The organism is Hyphomonas beringensis (genome assembly GCF_000682755.1).
Classification (GTDB): domain Bacteria; phylum Pseudomonadota; class Alphaproteobacteria; order Caulobacterales; family Hyphomonadaceae; genus Hyphomonas; species Hyphomonas beringensis.
On sequence record NZ_AWFF01000032.1, the window covers coordinates 99603 to 118691 of the forward strand.

Consider the following 19089-nt stretch of genomic DNA (forward strand, 5'->3'; position numbering starts at 1 on the left):
TTAAAGCGTCCTCGCGATCAGCATTTTCATCACTTCATTCGCACCGCCATAGATGCGCTGGACGCGGGCGTCGGCATACATCTGGGCAATAGGATATTCGTCCATATAGCCGAAGCCGCCATGAAGTTGCAGGCATTCGTCGATGATCTTGCACTGCAGATCAGAGATCCAGTATTTGGACATGGACGCAGTTGCCGCATCCAGTTCCTCCTTCAGGAGGCGCTCCGTGCAATGATCAGCAAAAACTTTAGCGACGGTTGCTTCCGTCTTGCATTCGGCCAGTGTGAACTGGGTGTTTTGGAAGTCGAAGATCGTACCGCCGAAGGCCTTGCGGCCCTTCACATATTCCACGGTCTCGTGGATGGCGCGCTCGATCATGCCGACGCCCTGCAGGCCGATGATGTGGCGCTCCTGAGGTAGTTTCTGCATCAGCTGGATAAAGCCTTTGCCTTCCACTTCGCCCAGCAGGTTGGAGGCGGGCACCCGCACATCGTCAAAGAACAGCTCGGACGTATCGGCAGCATGCTGGCCAACTTTTTCCAGATTACGGCCGCGGCGGAAACCTTCCACCTTGTCGGTTTCAACGCCGATAATGGAAATGCCCTTGGCGCCTTGAGTCGGGTCGGTCTTCACGCAGAGCAGGATCAGATTGGCGGACTGGCCATTAGAAATGAAGGTCTTGGAGCCATTGATGACGTACTCATCGCCGTCGCGCTTGGCCGTCGTCTTCATCCCCTGAAGGTCAGAGCCTGCGCCCGGCTCGGTCATCGCAATGGCGGTGACAATCTCGCCAGTGCATATGCCGGGCAGCCAGAGGCGCTTCTGCTCTTCGGTACCATAGGCTGTGATGTAGGGTGCGATGATAGCGTTGTGCAGCGTGATGCCGAAGCCGTCGACGCCTTTCCATTGCTGCTGCTCGATGATGATCGCCTCATGGCGGAAATCACCGCCTGCGCCGCCATATTCTTCCGGCACGGACGCACCGAGCAGGCCCATCTCGCCAGCCTTTTTCCAAATTTCCAGCGGGACGACACCGTCCTTGCGCCATTGCTGGACATGCGGCACACATTCTTTCTCAAAGAACTGGCCCACTGCATCGGAGAATATGTCGAGTTCCTCTTCCTGACGCCAGGCTGGCTTCGGGACATCCAATGGGCTCTCGTGCATATTTTCCTCCAGTATTTATTCGGCTCAAGCTTGCCGCTTACGTTCACGTAAAGATGTAGCGACTGGTCAGGCCTTTTCCAGCCCTCCCCTTGCGTCAAAACGGCTGGAATTACATGAAATTTTTGTGTGGTGGCGAACCCGGCACATGCCAGGTCCGCCGCCATGACTGGAAGTCTATCAGAAAACGTCTGCCGGTAGCGCCATCATGGAGCTCGCGCCCGTTTTCACCTTAGCCAGGTGAGCGGCCGCGTCTGGCAGCATCCGGTCGAGGAAGTAGCGTCCGGTCGCCAGCTTCTCTTCATAATACGGATCGCCAGATCCCTTATTCTCAACCGCGACCTGAGCCATGCGGGCCCACATATAGGCCAGCGCCGTAATACCGAAGAGGTGCAGATAGTCGTGGCTGGACGCGCCGGCATTGTTGAAGTCCGTCATGCCATTCTGCATCAGCCAGGTTGTGGCTTCCTGCAGCTGGTCTTTCGCCTGTGACAGACCTTCGGCAAACGGCTTCAGCTCTTCATTGCCCTCTATGTCGCTGGCAAAGTCGTCCAGCTCGGCAAAGAAGCTGAATACTGCGCGGCCACCATTCGCAGCCAGTTTACGCCCCACCAGATCCAGCGCCTGAATGCCATTCGTGCCTTCATAGATCAGCGTGATGCGGCAATCGCGGACGATCTGCTCCAGGCCCCATTCGCGGGTAAAGCCGGAGCCGCCATGCAGCTGCAGCCCCTGATTGGCGGTCTCAAACCCCTTATGGGTGAGGTAGGCTTTCACGACTGGTGTCAGCAGCGCCATATAGTCGCCTGCCTTCTCCCGCACTTTCTCGTCCGGAGACTTGTGCTGCAGGTCGCCCTGGAATGCCGTCCAGTAGGTGAAGGCACGGGCGCCTTCGATAAAGGCTTTCTGGTCCATCAACATACGACGCACATCAGGGTGCACGATGATCGGGTCTGCAGGCTTTTCCGGATCTTTCGCGCCGGTCAGGGAGCGACCCTGAAGACGGTCTTTCGCGAAGTCCACAGCGTTCTGATACGCGATCGAAGCTTGGGCCAGGCCCTGCAGGCCAACACCGAGGCGCGCCTCGTTCATCATGACGAACATGGTGCGCATGCCTTTATGTTCTTCACCGACGAGCCAGCCCGTCGCACCATCATAGTTCATGACGCAGGTGGCATTGCCGTGAATGCCCATTTTCTCTTCCAGGCCACCACAGGAGCAGGCATTGCGCTCGCCCAGTGAGCCATCTTCGCCCACCATGTATTTCGGAACGAGGAACAGGGAGATACCCTTGATGCCTTCCGGGGCGCCTTCAATACGCGCCAGCACAAGGTGGATGATATTCTCCGTCAAATCCTGCTCACCGCCGGAAATCCAGATCTTCTGACCGGTCAGCTTGTAGGTGCCGTCAGACTGCGGGATGGCTTTGGTCTTGATCAGGCCGAGGTCAGTACCGCATTGCGGCTCGGTCAAATTCATTGTGCCGGCCCATTCGGCAGATGCCATTTTAGGCCCATATTTCTGCTTCAGCTCGTCAGAGCCGCCAGCCATCAGCGCCTGAAACGCGCCATGGGTGAGGCCCGGATACATGCCGAAGGCCATGTTCGAAGAGGACACCATCTCGGTCCACGCAATGTTCACGACATGCGGCAGCCCCTGCCCGCCCATTTCGGGATCAGTGGACAGCAGCGGCCAACCACCTTCAACCAATTGGCGGTAAGCGTCCGGAAAGCCGTCAGGTGTCTTCACGCTGGCATCATCACTACGCTTGCAGCCCTGATGGTCTCCCACAGCGTTCAGCGGGAACAGAACCTCTTTGGCAAACTTGCCACCCTCTTCCAGAATGGCATTGACCAAATCCGGCGTTGCTTCTTCAAAGCCCGGCAGATTTGAGTAGTTCTGGATCTGCAGCATCTCCTGCAGGATGAACTTCATATCGCGGACGGGAGCATCATAACGGGGCATGAAAATTTTCCTGTTAAGTATGGAATGAATGGCTACGCTGAATAGCGCGCCATTCTGGAAAAGTCGTTCTAGAGACCACTGCTTCCCGCTAACGGAAAGCAGTCAAGGCCCTAAACCTCGTCAAGCTGCCTGCGGGCAATCTCGTCATAAGCGGCCAACTGCCGCTTGTTCTCATCCGACGGGCCGGTATTCGCAATTTGTGTTTCCAGCCAGGCGATACCCTTGCGCAGCTCGGTAAGAGCGGTGTCGATATCGCTGCGCTGGATTTCCAGTTCCTTGGCCTGCTTGCGGAATTTCTCCAGCGACATGCGCATCTGCGCCCGCTGGCCGTCATCCAGTACATAAAGGTCAAGGATTTCGCGGATATCCGCGAGCGGCAGGCCGAGCCGTTTCAGCCTGACGATGATGGTGAGCCGGGCCCGGTCCCTGTTCGAATAGACGCGTGTCATGCCATCCCGCGCCGGGTGGAGCATGTCCTTGTCTTCGTAGAACCGTAGCGCCCTGGGCGTTACGCCGAACTCGCGAGCAAGCTCGGAAATTGTGTAGGTGCGAGAATCCGCTGCGGAGATTTTGGAGAGCTTGTTGGTCATGGCGCAAATCTAGATCAGCCCTTACGCGAACGTCAACGTAAACTTTTATTTGCTCTGAACTGGCCGCCTCATATCCGCACCAATATTACCAATTTCTCTGATTTTCTTTACGTTTAACCCAGTTTTAACACGGCGCCTGTCATCAAGAGTTAAATGTGAACGAATCTGCCCGATCGGTTAATCCCGATGGGCGATTCAGCCTGTTTAGGAGATGGGGATGAGCCAGACAGGGCCCTGGAGCGTTAAAGGGATCGACCAGCGCGCAAGAGATGCCGCGCGGGAGGCCGCCAGTGCGGAAGGCCTGACGCTGGGAGAATATCTAAATCGCCTTCTGATGTCTGCGGAAGCGCCCCGACCGAACGAAGTGTCCGCGCCGTATGAGAGCCGCCGCCTGAGACCTGACGCGGCCTCCAGCACCATCGACAAGCTGACCAAGCGTATTGAAGCGACAGAGGCGCGTTCGACCCTTGCCATCACCGGCATGGATCACACGATCCTTGGGCTCGTCGCCCGGCTTGAGGACTCCGAGCACAATACGGCCTCCATGACAGGCCATGTCGAAAGCCTGCTGGACGAGCTGCGCGAAACGCATGAGGCGCTGCAGGCCAAGGTCCGCCGAATGGAGCAGGACAATTCTGCCCGTGAGAATCTTGAAGCGCTGAAATCTCTGGAAGAGGCCCTCGGCAAACTCGCCAGCCATGTCTTCGAGGAAAACGAACTCGCCCAGAACGAAGCCCAAGCCATCAAGGGCCGGGTGGAGGCGGGCTTCTCCAACCTGAACGAACGTGTGGAAGGCGTGGAGACGCGCGTTGAGGACACACTTTCCAAAGCTGCCGCCCGAGTGGAAAAGGCCGTCGAGCAGGCTGAGCTACGCGCCGAAGGGACTGCGCGTCAGCTTTCCGAACGCCTCACCGCTCTGGAAGGCCAGGTCAATGAGAGCATGTCGACCTCCGGGACGGAAGCGCCAGATCTGGAGGCTATGAACGCCAGGATCAGTGAGGCGGTCAACTCCATGGATTCCAAGATGGAAGGCATCCAGAACCGTCTCAACCGCGCCGAAGCCGCCACAGACACCGCCCTGCAGAGCCTGGAATCGACCTACAGTCAGCTGGACGAGAAAATCGGCACTCTGTCTGAGAGCGTCGATCCGGACATCGCCCAAAAGCTGCGCGAAGAATTCAATGCGCGCTTTGAGGATATCACGCGCTCCGTACGCGAAACGGTCGACAAGGCACGCCAGGACCTGGTGGAAGAGATTTCACGCGCAGCGTCTGCGGATTCCTCCGAAGCCGTTGACGAGCTCCGCTCTCAACTCGGCACGGTGGAAGAGCGCATCAGTTCCAGCGAAGAGCGTCAGAACCGCGCCATTGAAGATGTCTCCGGCAAGGTCGGCGACCTGTCGTCCAGCTTGGACCAGCGCCTGCAGGACATTGAAAGCCGCGATGATGCCCTGACGAGCGATACCATACGCCAAGAGATCAGCCAGTTTGGCGATATGGTCAGTGAGCGTATGGATGATATGGCAGGCCATGTCGATAAACGCGTCAAGGAAAGCGAACAACGCAGCGCTGATGCCATATCCCAGATTGGTGATCAGGTGGCCAAGGTCGCCACGCGCCTGCAAGTGCGCCAAGACAAGGCCTTGCAGACACTCGCCACACAAATCGATGAAAATCGCAAGGATTCAGACAACCGGCTGTCGGATGCCCTGTCAAATGTGTCTGAACGCCTAGAGCAAATTCAGACACAGACAACAAATTCCCTCTCGCCGCTTCAGAAGGCTATCACCTCTCTGGCGACACGCCTTGAAAGCCTGGAAGACGTGACCGCCCCGGCCTATGGCACACCCTTGATGGACACCCCTTCGGCAGGTGCCGATTTGACAGGTGGCGCATCCAGTTTCGACGAACCCCGTACCGAAGAAATTGAAACATCCGAATTTGAAGCTGATTTCGAACCTGGAATTCCGGACACGGACTTCCCTGAACCGGAACAGCCTGCGCAAAACGACGAATGGGGCCTGACCGATCATCTTGCTCAAAAGCGCTCCCCTTATGAGGAGGATATAGAGGAAGACGGCGCCCCCTTCATGGAGCTTGAGGACGAGAACGAGGACGATGATGAACTCGGCCTGTTCTTCGAAACGGCATCCGACTTTGACACGACTGGAAACATACAAGCTACGGAAGGACATGACAGCGAAGGCGACCCTCTTTTTGCATTGATTGATCCCGACGACAGCCATACCGAAGCCCGCGATTCAGACATCTTCGACTCAGAAGCCTTTGAAGATGGTATCGACACGCAGGACTTCATGGACGAAGCCGAAGAGCACGAAACGACAGAAGCAGAGACAGAAGCCCCGTCTGAAGCTCACCCTGAAGAGGCCGAGAATTATATCGCAATGGCGCGCCGCGCAGCGATTGCCGCCTCGACCGGCGCGCCCTCTGCACGTAGGGACAAGACGGTCCCCGCCAAGGCAAACCGCTCCAACAGCAAGATGCCGCTTTATGCGGCCGCGTCTGCCGTTGTGATCACCGGCGCCGCTGTTGGGGGATATTTGTACCTGCGGGGCACTCAGGACGCGCCACAAGTATCAACTGCCGCAACACCCCAGGACACGCCTTCTGCAATCCCCGCTTCTGAAGATATTGCTCCGGAGACGGAAGATGTGTCTTTCGGAGCAGACTTGCCCCAGGCTGCAGAAACAGAGGCTGAGACGCCATCTCCTGCGACTGGCGACATGGATGACATACTCTTTGACCGTGAAGCAGAGGCCGCGCCTGTTACAGAAACCAGCCCGGAAACGGCTATTAGCCCTGACGCCGCTGCAAACCCGTCAATCATGTCCGCCACGATTGTTCAGAAGGCTCCCACCTATGAGCCGATCCCGGAGACGGATACGCTGGAAGGCGCCGCCTCAGCAGGCAACCCCGTCGCGCGCTTTACGCTCGCGCAACAATACCTCTCTGAAGGACAGCTTCAGGAAGGCGCGGACCTCATGCAGGAGGCGGCGGCCAGCGGCCTAGCTATAGCGCAATACAGGCTTTCGAAACTGCATGAAAAAGGCACGGGCGTTCCGAAGGATCTCGCCCTTGCACGCCAATGGACCGAGCGCGCTGCCGTTAATGGTAACGTCAATGCGATGCATGACCTTGCCGTCTTCATGGCGCAAGGCGATGGCGGACCGCAAAGCTATGCCGGCGCGGTCGAATGGTTTCGTCAGGCTGCGGAATATGGCATCGTGGATAGCCAGTACAATCTCGGTATCCTCTATGAGGAAGGCCTGGGCATCAGCCCGAACCTGAGCGAGGCACTCTACTGGTTCAGCGTGGCCGCCCAAAATGGAGATGCCGCCGCCCCGGCGAAAGTACGTGAACTAAGCGCCAAGCTTTCACCGCAAGCCGCAGCGACTGTCCAGAACCGTGCTGAATTGTGGAATGCCGCCCCGTCCAACAATATGGTGAATGGCCATTTTGCCCTTCAGTCCTGGCAACTCGGCAACCCTCAACAAGTCAGAGCCATTCAAACCGCCCTGAACACACTGGGTTATAATGCGGGCACGCCGGATGGCATTCTTGGGGCATCCACCGCCACAGCGATCCGCGAGTATCAGTCCGACAGCGGATTGAAAACAAGCGGCCGCGTGACAGAAGAACTGATTGAGCAGCTCAACGCAGGTGCCTGACGCGACCCGCGTTGAGCCATTGATCATCAGGGCTTGTGATACGCCATCGGGCGCTCACTTTCATCAAGATTGAGATACCGGTCCCGCAGGCGCGTCTGACGGGATTCGAGAGACTGCGTTTCCCCATCAATGATGACGGCGACCGGGCCGGAAGTAACTTCCAGCGGGTCCCCATCCCAGGCGACAACATCTGCGTGCGCGCCTGGTGCAAGCGTTCCGTATCCGGTCATGTTGAATATCTCGGCCGGTGTGACGGTCAGTGCGGCCAGCGCATCATCAAAGTCCAGCCCATTGGCCACCGCATTGCCGGCAATCTGGCTCGCCAGACGTGCCTGCTCGACAGAATCCCCGACATTTGCAATCGCAAAAGTGACGCCTGCATCGGCCAGTCGGCTGGCATTCTCTGACGTCGCCGCCAGATGCTCGAAGCTGGAGGGCAGATTGGAGAACGCGTCCACGATAACCGGAATATCAAGCTGGGCCAGGCGCGGCGCAACACGCCAGGCCTCATCTGCGCCCACAATCACAAATTTCAGATTAGGTTGTTCTTCCGCCAGATCCATCACCGCGTTCAGGTCGCTCGCGCGGTTAGCCCGCACCATAATCAGCTGCTGACCCCGTGCGGCCGGGCTGAAGGCCTGGGCATCCAAACGCTTGAGTGCGTCGCCTTCGCTATTGGCTATGTAACGCGTCGGATAGGACCGGCCATCGTCCAGAGCGGCCTTGAGTGTTGCCATGGCAGACGCGCGCGAACCACCTGTCAGGCCTGCGCCGGCCTCGCCAAGTGCGATGACGGTGAACGCTTTCTCCTCAAGCGGCGTGTCGAGATCGCCGCTCGTATCCGCGATGAAGCCCTGTCCGCCGAACATTGTATTGCCTGTCTGCGGCGCAACGACCAGACGCGTAAAGCCTTCGATACGGGTCACATCAATCGCCGTCGCGTCAGGATTGAACCCGTCTGCGGCATTGAGTGAGATGGAATATACGGATGCCCCCGCCCGGGCGTCATTGGTCGGGTCTTCGGCCCCGACCTCAACCAGTCCTGTCTGCGAATAGGCAGAGATCAGTCCGGGGGTTACCCATTTCGCGGATATCTCGGAGGCCCCATCCGGCACAGATGTGCTGGCGCCGCCAACGGCCGTAATACGGTCATCTTCGATCACCACAACGCCGTTCTTGATGGTGCCCTGGCTTGTGCCAGTCCATACATTCTCTCCACGGATGACATATGTGTCTGCCAGTGCGGGCGCGGTCAGGCAGGTAAAGGCCGCGAGGGCTGTTGCAAGACTCTTCCTCATTTGCGGTCTCCTTCACCAGGTTGGCCAATTTCAAAATCCATCACCGGATCAGCGTCTGGATTGTCACGGTCATACATCAAGGCCCCGTCGATGAAGACCTGGTCTGCCTTTGTGTAGACGCTGAACGGATCGCCCGACCAGATCACCACATCGGCCATCTTGCCTGGTTTCAGGCTGCCGGTGCGGTCGTCAATGCCGAGAGACTTTGCAGGGTTGAGGGACAGCCATGTCCAGGCCTCTTCCTCCGGAATATCGATGCCGATCTTGCGGCCATCCGACCACGCCTTGGCGGCCTCCTGGTTCAGGCGCTGGATGCCGACATCGCTATCGGAGTGCACGATAGCACACGCACCTGCCTTGTGGACCAGCGGAATATTCTCGCGAATGCCGTCATAGGCTTCCATCTTGAAGCCCCACCAGTCCGCCCACATGGAAGAACACGCGCCATACTCGGCCAGCTTGTCGGCAATCTTGTAGCTCTCGACCGCGTGGTGGAAGGAAGAGACCTTGTAGCCAAACTCCTTCGACATATCCATGATCTGGGCCATCTCGTCGGCGCGGTAGCAGTGCATATGCACCAGAATGTCGCCATTCAGTACGCCCGCCAGCGTATCCAGCTCCAGGTCGCGGGCCGGCGGCTCGCCGCCCTCTTTCTCATACTTGTCCCATTTGCGCTTGTATTCCGTCGCGCGGATCCAGGCCGTGCGATAGCCAGCCATATTACCCATGCGGGAATAGGGTGCGCCGCCGGGAAAGGATCCATTACCATAGCCGTAGACGCGCTTCGGGTTTTCGCCGCAGGCCATTTTCAGCGTGTAGGGCGCATCCGGAAATTTCATGCCTTGTACGGTACGGCTTGGCACGTTCTTGACGATCACGCCGCGCCCACCGATCAGGTTCGCACTGCCTGGCAATATCTGCAGGGAGGTAATGCCCCCGGCCAGCGCGCGGGTGAAGCCCGGGTCCTGCGGCCAGACGCCATGCTCGGACCAGACCTCAGCCGTTACAGGCCCGGAAATCTCATTACCATCGCCATGGGCGCTGACGCCGGGCGAGGGATACACGCCCAGATGGCTGTGATTGTCGATAATGCCTGGCGTCACCCAACGACCTGACGCATCAATCGTCGTGGCGCCTTCCGGCGCTTCCAGGTCACTGCCAATGGCGGAAATCTTGCCATCTTCCAGCAAGAGGCTGCCATTCTCGATCAGCGCGCCTTCGCCATCCATGATGGTGGCGTTGGTGATCAGAACCGGCGCATTTGGATAGGGTGAATATGTGGAGGGATATGGGTTTTTGTCGAACGCTACCTCCGCTTCCTTCTTGTCGGCAGGTTTGTCCTCACCGCCACCGCAAGCCGACAGCACAAAAGCTGCCGCCACGCCGGCGACCAGTCGGTGTGATATTCTCATTTCATCTGAGCCCCATATTACCGCAATCTTGTGGCTATAGTGCTTACATTTGGAACTATCGCAAGTGTCACAGCGGCCTGGCTCTGCATCAGGCGGCAGAATGGACGCGCCGGTGAGAAATCAGACACTATTTGCCGTCGGGGCGGACATCTCTCTTCTCACGACCGAAGACCAGCCGCATCAGCCAGTTTGGGGCGAAGCGCTCCACGCGCGGATGGCGGCTGAGCACACCTTCCATCCAGCGGCGTCCCCACATGGCATTCCGCCCCAGCAGAACAACGCCAAGGATCGCGATGGGCAGGCCAACCGGAATCACCGGTGTCAGAAAGGCAATAGGTATGGCCACGGCAATCATGATCAGGCCCAGCAGAGCCAATAGCTGGCGAAAGGCTATATGCACCCCGTTGCGCAGGGGGCTGACCGGTTTGACTGCGGCTGTAGTCTGCTGATTATCCAAGGAAGTCTCGTCGTCCACCATTCTGGAAATATGATACTCGTAACAGGCCGCGCCACATAAAACAGCAGGTTGCCTTCAAACTCTGGCGTGGACGTTACCTGATTGCTACACCAGAGCGAACTCCCAAGTGGAGAGGTAGTTGCGTGAGGCCCCTGATGAAGCTGCAGTCCATACAGGTATTGAGAGGTCTGGCTGCCCTTCTCGTCGTTCTCTACCATATTCGGTCTCTGGAAAGCCTCAGTATCCAAGCCAATGGCCTGACCGAACATGGCATTATCAGCGGCATGTTCTCCAATGGCTATGCCGGCGTGGACCTGTTCTTCGTCATCTCCGGTTTCATCATGGTCTATGTGACCGATGACCTGAAAGCAGGTGTAAAAAGTGCCGCCGACTTCCTGTTTGCGCGGATTACCCGCATCTATCCGGTCTGGTGGCTGTTTGCCGGTATGATGACCGTGTACATGGTGTGGATGCATGGCCTCTCTGGCCATGGCCAGGGCTGGCAGGCCATCTCTCGCAGTGAGCCGCTGATCCCATACCTGCTGAAGTCCTTCGCACTGGTGCCACAACAGGAACACCCGATCCTAGGTGTCGGCTGGACCTTGGTGCATGAAGTCTACTTCTACTTCGTCTTCGCCCTGATGCTGCTGCTGCCGCGGCGATGGCTGCCTGCTCTGCTGCTGATCTGGGGTGGCTGGGTGATAGGCGGTTCACTGTTGGGGCTGTCGGGCCCGCTGGCTGTCGATCTGCCTGCCCTGTTCTTCTACCCGATGACGATGGAGTTCATCCTTGGCGCAGCTGTTGGCCTGATCATCATGTCCGGCCTGCATTGGCGTGCGGGTGCGGTGACGTTGCTGGCCACGCTGTGGCTGATGGCGGCGCTGTGTTACCAGGGTCTGGAAACGACGCATACGCTCGAATGGGGCCGGGTCATGTGGTTTGGCCTGCCCAGCGCAGCGCTGATCTACGGCCTGGCCATGCTGGACCTGCAGCAGCGTCTTGCCTGGCTCGTACCCGCCGCAGTCGGCATTATCGCCTGCACGGTGATTTACCAACTCTACGGCCTGGATGACAAAAGCGCTGACGGCCTGCGGCAGAGCGCAACCCTATTGGCTATCCTTGTCGGCGCGGTGGCCATGATGGTGACGATCTGGATCGGCTGGCTCGGCGGGCAATCCATGCCGGAACGGATGCTGGCCCTGAGGGCACCGCTCAACAAGGCATTAGGCGCCTTTGTGCGTCTCGGCGACTGGTCCTTCTCGCTCTATCTCTGCCACATGATCGTGCTCAGCCTGCTTCGCCATGTGTTTGAAATACTCGGCAAGACCGGGCCTCTGGCACCGATGTTCCAGCTGGGGCATCCAGGCCCGCTGGACAATATCACCTTCGCGGTGATTGGCCTTGCCATCAGCATTGCCTCAGCCGGTCTCGTCTACAAATTCTATGAGAAACCGTGCATCATTCTGTTCGGACGGCTTCGCAAGAAGATGTTTGGCCGTGACAAGCGCGAACTCGCTGAGCCTGCCACGGCCTGATATCTATTCCGCTGCTACGCTGTCCGCGTTCGGCTCCACCCATTTCAGAACGGGTTTCCGGGCGGCTTTGGTCTCGTCCAGACGCCGCATCGGGGCCAGATATGGCGCGCCTTTCAGCGTTTCGTCGCCTTGGGCTGCACGACGGGCGATAGACTCCAGCGAGTCGCAGAAGCGATCCAACTCGGCCTTCGATTCCGATTCCGTCGGCTCGATCAGCATCGCGCCATGTACCACCAGCGGGAAGTACATCGTCATCGGGTGATAGCCCTCATCAATCAGGGATTTCGCGATGTCGATGGTTTCGATGCCCTCAGCCGTGAACGCGTCAGAGAACAGCGCCTCGTGCATGCAATAGCCATCAAAGGCGGGCGTCATGACCGATTTCAGGCGCGACTGGATGTAGTTGGCATTCAGCACAGCATCTTCTGACGCCTGCTTCAGACCATCTGCACCATGGCTGAGAATGTAGGTCAGCGCGCGCACGAACATGCCCATCTGGCCATGGAAGGCCACCATGCGGCCAAAGCTTTCGCTCGCATCGCCTTCCATATCCTCGACCAGACGGAAGACGCCGTCTTCATCCTTCACCACGAACGGTACCGGCGCATAAGGCGCCAGCGCTTCAGACAGCACTGTCGGGCCAGAGCCCGGGCCGCCGCCGCCATGCGGGGTGGAGAAGGTCTTGTGCAGATTGATGTGCATCGCATCAACGCCAAGATCCCCCGGGCGCACCCGGCCGACAATCGCGTTGAAGTTTGCGCCGTCGCAATAGAAATAGCCGCCTGCCTCGTGGATCAGGTCGGCAATCTCGCGGATGTCACTTTCGAACAGGCCGCACGTGTTCGGATTGGTCAGCATGATGCCGGCAATGTCGTCGGAGGTCTGCAGCTTCTCGCGCAGCTGCTCCATGTTCACACGGCCGATTTCATTGGCCTTGATCTCATCCACGACAAAGCCGCACTGCACAGCCGTCGCCGGGTTTGTTCCGTGGGCGGAGGCCGGCACCAGGACACGCTTGCGGGTTTCGCCCTCACCGCGCGCGATAAGCGCTTGGCGGATCGCCATCATGCCGCAGAACTCGCCATGCGCGCCAGCCTTCGGGCTCATCGCCACAGCGGGCATGCCGGTCAGCGTTTTCAGCCAGGCGGCCAGTTCGTCGATCAGCTCCAGCGCGCCCTGCACCGTGGCTTGCGGCTGCAGCGGGTGAATGTCGGCAAAGCCCGGCAGGCGAGCCAGCTTCTCATTAAGGCGCGGATTGTGCTTCATCGTGCAGCTGCCCAGCGGGAACAGGCCAAGATCGATGGCATAATTCTTCTGGCTGAGGCGCATGTAGTGACGTACCGCCTGCGGCTCCGACAGGCCCGGCAGGCCGGTGCCTTTCTTACGCGCAACACCGCCTAGGCGCCCGGTACGGTTCTTTGGCTTGGGCAGGTCCACGCCGGTCGTGTCAGGCGTGCCGACCTCGAAGATCAGGCCTTCGGCCTGAAGCAATCCGCGAGAGCCGGAAACAGTGTCGAGGTTCCGGTCAGACGGAACATGATCAGGAGATGTTGGGCGGCCGTGATTGTTCATGGTCATCAGATGATCTCCTTCAGCGCTGCGGCATAAGCGGCGATGTCTTCGGGCGTTGTACATTCGGTGGCGGCGCAGAGGATCACGTCGCCCATATGGCCGTCCGGGAACAGACGGCTGGCGCGGACCCCGCCGACCACGCCGGCTTCGTCCAGCATGGCGAGCACGGCTTCCGCGTCCATCGGGGTGCGGAAGGCAAACTCGTTGAAGAAACGCGGCGTCAGGATCTCGACCCCGTCAATCGCGTCCAGCGCATCGGCCAGGTCACAGGCGGCTTCATGGTTCAGCAGAGCCATCTGCTCCAGGCCCTTGCCGCCCAGCAGTGTCATGTGCGCCGTAAAGGCCAGCGCACACAGGCCGGAATTGGTACAGATATTGGACGTCGCCTTGTCGCGGCGGATATGCTGTTCCCGCGTCGACAGCGTCAGCACAAAGCCACGCTTGCCGTCGGCATCTTCCGTCTCGCCACACAGGCGGCCCGGCATCTGGCGGACCAGTTTCTGCGTGCAGGCAAACAGGCCGACATAGGGCCCGCCAAAGTTCAGGCCGTTGCCAATGGACTGGCCTTCGCCAACCGCAATGTCTGCGCCCATTTCGCCCGGAGGCGTCACGAGGCCCAGCGAGACCGCTTCGGTGAAGACGGACACCAGCAGAGCGCCTTTGTCATGCGCGGCTTCGGCAGACTTGGAAAGATCCGTCACCGTGCCGAACACGTTCGGACTCTGACCAATCACACAGGCCGTCGCATCATCGACCGCATCGGCCAGCGCGTTTTCATCATCTATGGCTGCCGGCAGCTGAACCACTTCAAAGCCCTGTGCCTCGCACACCATCTTGGTGGCGGCGGCATAGTGCGGGTGCAGGCCGCCAGACAGGATCACTTTTTTACGGCGCGTCACGCGGGTCGCCATGATGGCGGCCTCGGCGCAGGCGGTGGAGCCGTCATACATGGAGGCGTTGGCCACATCCATCGCCGTCATGGCCGCAACTTGCGTCTGGAACTCGAACAGGGTCTGCAATGTGCCCTGCGCGATTTCCGGCTGGTAAGGTGTATAGGTCGTCAGGAATTCCGAACGCTGAATGATCATGTCGACCGTTGCCGGCACGTGGTGCTGATACGCACCAGCGCCGACGAAGAACGGGCCGGAAGAGGCAGAGCGGTTCTTCGCCGCCAGCTTCGACAGATGACGCTCAACGGCCAGCTCCCCCTGATAGTTCGGCAGGCCTTCGATGGTGCCTTTCAGGCGGGCGGCCTCCGGCACATCAGCGTAGAACTCATCAACGGATTTCGCGCCGATGACGTCCAGCATCTCGGCACGGTCTTCCGGGCTCAGGGGGAGGTATCTCATAATCGTTACTCCGTCAGAGTGACAGGGGCCTTACAGGCCTTCGCAGAATGCCTTGTAGGCTTCTTCATCCATCAGTTTGGCGATTTCTGCGCCATCCTTGATTTCCAGGACACAGAACCAGCCTTTTTCGCGAGGGGATTCATTCACCGTCTCCGGCTTGTCAGCCAGCACCGGGTTCACTTCGACCACTTTGCCAGCGATCGGTGCGTACACGTCAGATGCGGCCTTCACGCTCTCGACGACGGCCATGTCATCACCGGTCGAGAATTCAGCGCCAACGTCCGGCAGTTCGACAAATACAATGTCACCCAGTTGGTTCTCGGCGTAATGGGTGATGCCGACCGTTGCGAGGTCGTTATGAACGGTCACCCATTCATGTTCCTTGGTGTAGAAAGTGGTGGGCTGAGTATAGCGGGTCATGAGGGACGCTCCTATCGCTTGTAATTATGTGGAACAAATGGAAGCGAAACCACTTCCGCCGGGCGGGCCTTGCCCCGCACCATGAGATCAATCTTCGTGCCGGGCTCAGCCAGATCGCTGCGCACATAGCCCATGGCGACCGGGTGATCGACGCTAGGGCCAAAGCCGCCGGAGGTGACGATACCAACTGGCTCGCCGCCAACTTCGATCATCGTGCCTTCGCGGGCCGGGGCGCGCTCCAGTGGGCGAATGCCCACGCGCTTCTCGGCCGGGCCTTCAGCGCGGGCCTTCAGAATACGATCCGCCCCCGGAAAGTCTGCGCGTTCACGGCGCACTTTCTGGATAACCCAAGCAAGGTCAGCTTCGACCGGGTCGCGAGTTGGGTCCATGTCATGACCGTACAGGCACAATCCAGCCTCCAGACGCAGGGAGTCCCGCGCGCCCAGACCAATCGGCTGCACGCGCTCATCGGTCAGCATTTCCTTCACCAGAGGCAGCCCTGCTTCCGGCTTCACAAGCACTTCAAACCCGTCTTCGCCAGTATAGCCACAGCGGGACACGATGCAGCTGGTGCCGTTCAGTTCGAACGGCATGTGGTGCATGAATTTCAGATCTTCACAGCCGGGGAAGAAGTCGCTCATCACGTCGACAGCCTTCGGCCCCTGCAGGGCGAACAGGATGCGGTCATCGGCGCGCGTCAGCACGGCCTTGCCCTGAAAGCTCCGCTCAAAGAGCGCCCAGTCGGCATCCTTCACGGCACCATTCACGACAATGTAGAGAGAGCCCTGGGCCGCTTCGCCAATCGGACGGGTGATAATCAGATCATCCAGAATGCCGCCATCCTCGTTCAGCAGAACGGTCAGGCGGGCCTGACCTTCCTTCAGGCCGGCAATGTCAGACGGCACCAGCGTTTCGACCAGCGCTGCGATCTTCGCATGCGCCTCGTCTCCGCCGCCAATCCCGTCCTCCAGAGACAGGAAACACGGGCCCATGTGAGACACATCAAACAGACCGGCTTTTTCGCGGGTCCACAGATGCTCGTCCTTCACGCCCATCGGGTATTGCACAGGCATCTCATAGCCTGCGAACGGCACGAGCTTTGCGCCATGTTCCACATGCACATCGTATAGCGGTGTGCGCTTCAGATTCTCTGTCGTCTGGTCAGACATGACGCCCTTTCATAGGTGACGGAGCAGCCCCGTGGCTGCGCTTCGTCGCCCCCGCTGTCTTGGGCGCCTGAGAGATTCCGCCCGGCATGCGGGCTTGCTCCTTCGGCGAGACGGCACAATCAGCCCGTCTCTTTCCAGCGTGTTTCCTTCTCTCCCGGCCCTTTTGCCTGAGCGTTTCCGGGGCGGTTGCGCCTTCGGCGGCGGGACTTGATACCCGCTCTCTCCCGGGAGGAAGCTTGTTCTGCGCTCCGGTTAGCGCGGATTCCTGACATCAGCAAGCGCGTCTTGATCAAATACCTGTCGTAAAATGCCGCCTGCCAACCCAATGGGCATTATTGCGTGCTGACGGGCGCTGCGGCCTCCTCGCGGTGGCGCAATTTGAGGATCACGGGCTGGTGGTCTGTGTATTCAAACCCAAGATCCAGCCCCTCTGCCGACACGATCTCCACATTCGGGGAAACAACCAGCCCGTCGATATTGGTCGTGTAGTTCACGCCGGGCGTATAGGGCTGCTCATTGGTGCGTACGCTCGGCACACGCGTGTCGACCGCAATCTGCCAGCCTTCATCCAGTTCATCTCGCGGGAAGTCATGAATCCAGAACTGCGCGGAATCATCTGCGGTATAGGCATAATCTGTCGGCGCCAGGCGCATGTTCCAGTCGCCGCCCACAGCCACCGCCTTGCCCGCCGCGTAATAGGACCGCGCCAGATTGAGCACCGCCGTCAGCTGCTGCATCCGCGTATTCGCCCCCTCGTCGAAGGCAGAGAGGTGCACATTGATCAGCGCCCAGTCCTGACCGTCAGCGGTCAGCTCCGTCACCTGCACATGATAGCGGCGGCGGATGATGCCCATCATCGCTTCGGGCTCTTCCGGAATGCGCTCGATTTGGGTGCCATCATTGGCGACTTTCAGGAACGTTCCCAGCCCATGCTTCAGCGACAGCGGCCCTGGAAACAGGCGCGTGCGAATGTCTGAGGAGAAGAACATGGAATAGTCCGGCAGCGCCTTCTCGACACCGCCGACCACATTCACGCCGCGCGTCAGGAAACCAGGCCCGGCCAGTTCCTGCATCAGAACGACATCCGGCTGCTGCTCGCGCAGGACGCCTTGGATGCCCTCCAGATTCTTGCGGACAATCGCCTTGCTCGGCGGGCGCAGCATGGAGCCGCCATCGGCCTTGAAGTCAGATTCCTTGCCGAGGCCTGAATAGCCGATATTCCACGTCATGATCGTCAGCGGCTCGCTGGCAGGCTTCAGCGCTGCCGCAGGGCTCGCCTGCTCAACGGGAATGGATTTGTCGGTCAAGGTCACACACCCCGCTAGCGCCAGATAAACAATGGCTAAGCCAATCACGATGATCGGTATATAAAGTTTCCGCATCATGCTTCCGCCGGCTCATGGGCATGTGCCGGGCTCTCCTCCTGCTCGGGACGATTGAACTGTTCCACAATCCACTGTGTCACACCCAGGACGGCGGCAACACCACCCCATTCATTGCTGATCCGAGTCACAAAGCCCAACAAGGCCTTCTGATCGATCATCTCGACATAGATATCGGAATACCTCTCCAGGGCGTCTGGATTGGCCGTCACGATAAAGGGGCGAAACTCCGCCAGCGCAGCCAGATAGTCATTTATGAAGGAGGAGTAATAGCCGATATAGGTCCACGCCCCGACCACCAGTACGGCAATCACGCCAATGATAGTCGTCACGATGGTCAACAGCACGGCATTGTTGATGAACAGGCTGCGCAGTGGGGTCAGGCGGATCGCCAGATTGATCGTGAAGATGCCCGCCATGAACACGAAGACCGGCGACATGCTGTCCTCGGCTTTGGACAACAGCAATTGCGTATCGAGATAAGACAGCTCCAGCCCGCGCTGCAGCGCATCGGTGTCCGCTGCGCCGGACATGGGCAGCTCCGCAATGGCCGCCTCAGACAGTTGGGAAAAATTGCTCGCATCGGCCAGCGCCTGCGTCACGACCAACGCGATCAGGGCAAGACCGCCCGCAAAGAAGACCGTGCTGAACACGCCATAGATCGAATAGGTAAAGCCAAGGCGTCCGCGCTCCCCCACGTCGGCGGCCATGGCCGTGCGGATGCCATGCACATACACCACCAGCCCCACAAGGATCAGCGCGCCAAGCGAGACCATAGGCCAGGCCATGACCAACTCGTCCACCGTCGTGCTCGGGCTCGACTGATCGATCAGGTAGACCAGCATCGCGCCGAATGTGACCAGCGCGATCTCGCCATACATGCCGCTACACCGGCGTAGCGTATGGCCCACACGGAAGCGCAGCGAATGCCGCTTCACCCAGATCGGCCCGGCGATGACATATCCGATCGCCACGGTAATCACCGCAATTGCCCAGCCTACAAGCAGGATCATCCCGCGCCCCTCCTCTACAGGTCCACCAATCCCATCTGACTTTTTGCCAAGGAAAACAGCATCAGGCAATCCGAA

The 19089-nt window shown here is 59.1% G+C and carries 14 protein-coding genes and 1 riboswitch; of the genes, 2 read left to right on the plus strand and 12 right to left on the minus strand.

The features are described 5' to 3' along the window. The 3 genes from HY29_RS07185 to HY29_RS07195 all read right to left on the minus strand — a co-directional run bounded on the left by HY29_RS07185 (position 1) and on the right by HY29_RS07195 (position 3719). Positions 1 to 1167 carry an acyl-CoA dehydrogenase family protein gene (locus HY29_RS07185; RefSeq protein ID WP_034794780.1) on the minus strand — a complete coding sequence of 389 codons (1167 nt, stop codon included), beginning with the start codon at positions 1165 to 1167 and terminating at the stop codon, positions 1 to 3. Between the two features lie 177 nt (positions 1168 to 1344). Beyond that, positions 1345 to 3129, minus strand: coding sequence for an acyl-CoA dehydrogenase C-terminal domain-containing protein (locus HY29_RS07190; RefSeq protein ID WP_034794783.1), 1785 nt, complete (start codon positions 3127 to 3129; stop codon positions 1345 to 1347). A gap of 110 nt (positions 3130 to 3239) precedes the next feature. Next, a complete protein-coding gene (locus HY29_RS07195; RefSeq protein WP_051601235.1) occupies positions 3240 to 3719 on the minus strand; it encodes a MerR family transcriptional regulator in 480 nt (159 codons plus the stop codon). Positions 3720 to 3936: 217 nt separating this feature from the next. On the opposite strand from HY29_RS07195, the gene HY29_RS07200 reads away from it, so the two are divergent. After that, positions 3937 to 7407, plus strand: coding sequence for a peptidoglycan-binding protein (locus HY29_RS07200; RefSeq protein ID WP_034794787.1), 3471 nt, complete (start codon positions 3937 to 3939; stop codon positions 7405 to 7407). Positions 7408 to 7433: 26 nt separating this feature from the next. Here HY29_RS07200 and HY29_RS07205 read toward each other — a convergent pair whose 3' ends face one another. From HY29_RS07205 to HY29_RS07215, 3 genes are all read right to left on the minus strand, one after another. Beyond that, positions 7434 to 8705 carry an amidohydrolase family protein gene (locus HY29_RS07205; RefSeq protein WP_034794789.1) on the minus strand — a complete coding sequence of 424 codons (1272 nt, stop codon included), beginning with the start codon at positions 8703 to 8705 and terminating at the stop codon, positions 7434 to 7436. Next, entirely contained in the window at positions 8702 to 10117 is a 1416-nt protein-coding gene (locus HY29_RS07210; protein ID WP_034794792.1) for an amidohydrolase, read from the minus strand. The genes HY29_RS07205 and HY29_RS07210 overlap by 4 nt, the downstream gene beginning before the upstream one ends. Before the next feature lie 127 nt (positions 10118 to 10244). After that, positions 10245 to 10574, minus strand: a complete 330-nt coding sequence (locus HY29_RS07215; RefSeq protein WP_034795163.1) for a hypothetical protein — start codon at positions 10572 to 10574, stop codon at positions 10245 to 10247. A gap of 155 nt (positions 10575 to 10729) precedes the next feature. On the opposite strand from HY29_RS07215, the gene HY29_RS07220 reads away from it, so the two are divergent. Next, on the plus strand, positions 10730 to 12109 hold the full coding sequence (locus tag HY29_RS07220; protein ID WP_034794795.1) for an acyltransferase family protein: 1380 nt from the start codon (positions 10730 to 10732) through the stop codon (positions 12107 to 12109). Positions 12110 to 12112: 3 nt separating this feature from the next. Here the strand turns inward: HY29_RS07220 and gcvPB are convergent, their stop codons facing one another. From gcvPB to HY29_RS07250, 6 genes are all read right to left on the minus strand, one after another. Continuing rightward, positions 12113 to 13687, minus strand: coding sequence for an aminomethyl-transferring glycine dehydrogenase subunit GcvPB (gcvPB, locus tag HY29_RS07225; RefSeq protein ID WP_034794798.1), 1575 nt, complete (start codon positions 13685 to 13687; stop codon positions 12113 to 12115). Beyond that, on the minus strand, positions 13687 to 15030 hold the full coding sequence (gene gcvPA, locus HY29_RS07230) for an aminomethyl-transferring glycine dehydrogenase subunit GcvPA (protein ID WP_034794815.1): 1344 nt from the start codon (positions 15028 to 15030) through the stop codon (positions 13687 to 13689). The genes gcvPB and gcvPA overlap by 1 nt, the downstream gene beginning before the upstream one ends. Positions 15031 to 15060: 30 nt before the next feature. Continuing rightward, entirely contained in the window at positions 15061 to 15450 is a 390-nt protein-coding gene (gene gcvH, locus HY29_RS07235; protein WP_034794818.1) for a glycine cleavage system protein GcvH, read from the minus strand. 11 nt (positions 15451 to 15461) lie between these two features. Beyond that, positions 15462 to 16619, minus strand: coding sequence for a glycine cleavage system aminomethyltransferase GcvT (gcvT, locus tag HY29_RS07240; RefSeq protein WP_034794821.1), 1158 nt, complete (start codon positions 16617 to 16619; stop codon positions 15462 to 15464). 145 nt (positions 16620 to 16764) lie between these two features. After that, a riboswitch (glycine riboswitch) is annotated at positions 16765 to 16856 on the minus strand. Between the two features lie 95 nt (positions 16857 to 16951). Continuing rightward, positions 16952 to 18004 (minus strand): endonuclease/exonuclease/phosphatase family protein, encoded by a 1053-nt coding sequence (locus tag HY29_RS07245; protein WP_034794826.1) that lies wholly within the window; start codon positions 18002 to 18004, stop codon positions 16952 to 16954. Continuing rightward, positions 18001 to 19014, minus strand: a complete 1014-nt coding sequence (locus HY29_RS07250) for a hypothetical protein (RefSeq protein WP_034794837.1) — start codon at positions 19012 to 19014, stop codon at positions 18001 to 18003. Before HY29_RS07250 ends, HY29_RS07245 begins: the two co-directional genes overlap by 4 nt. Between the last annotated feature and the right edge of the window lie 75 nt (positions 19015 to 19089).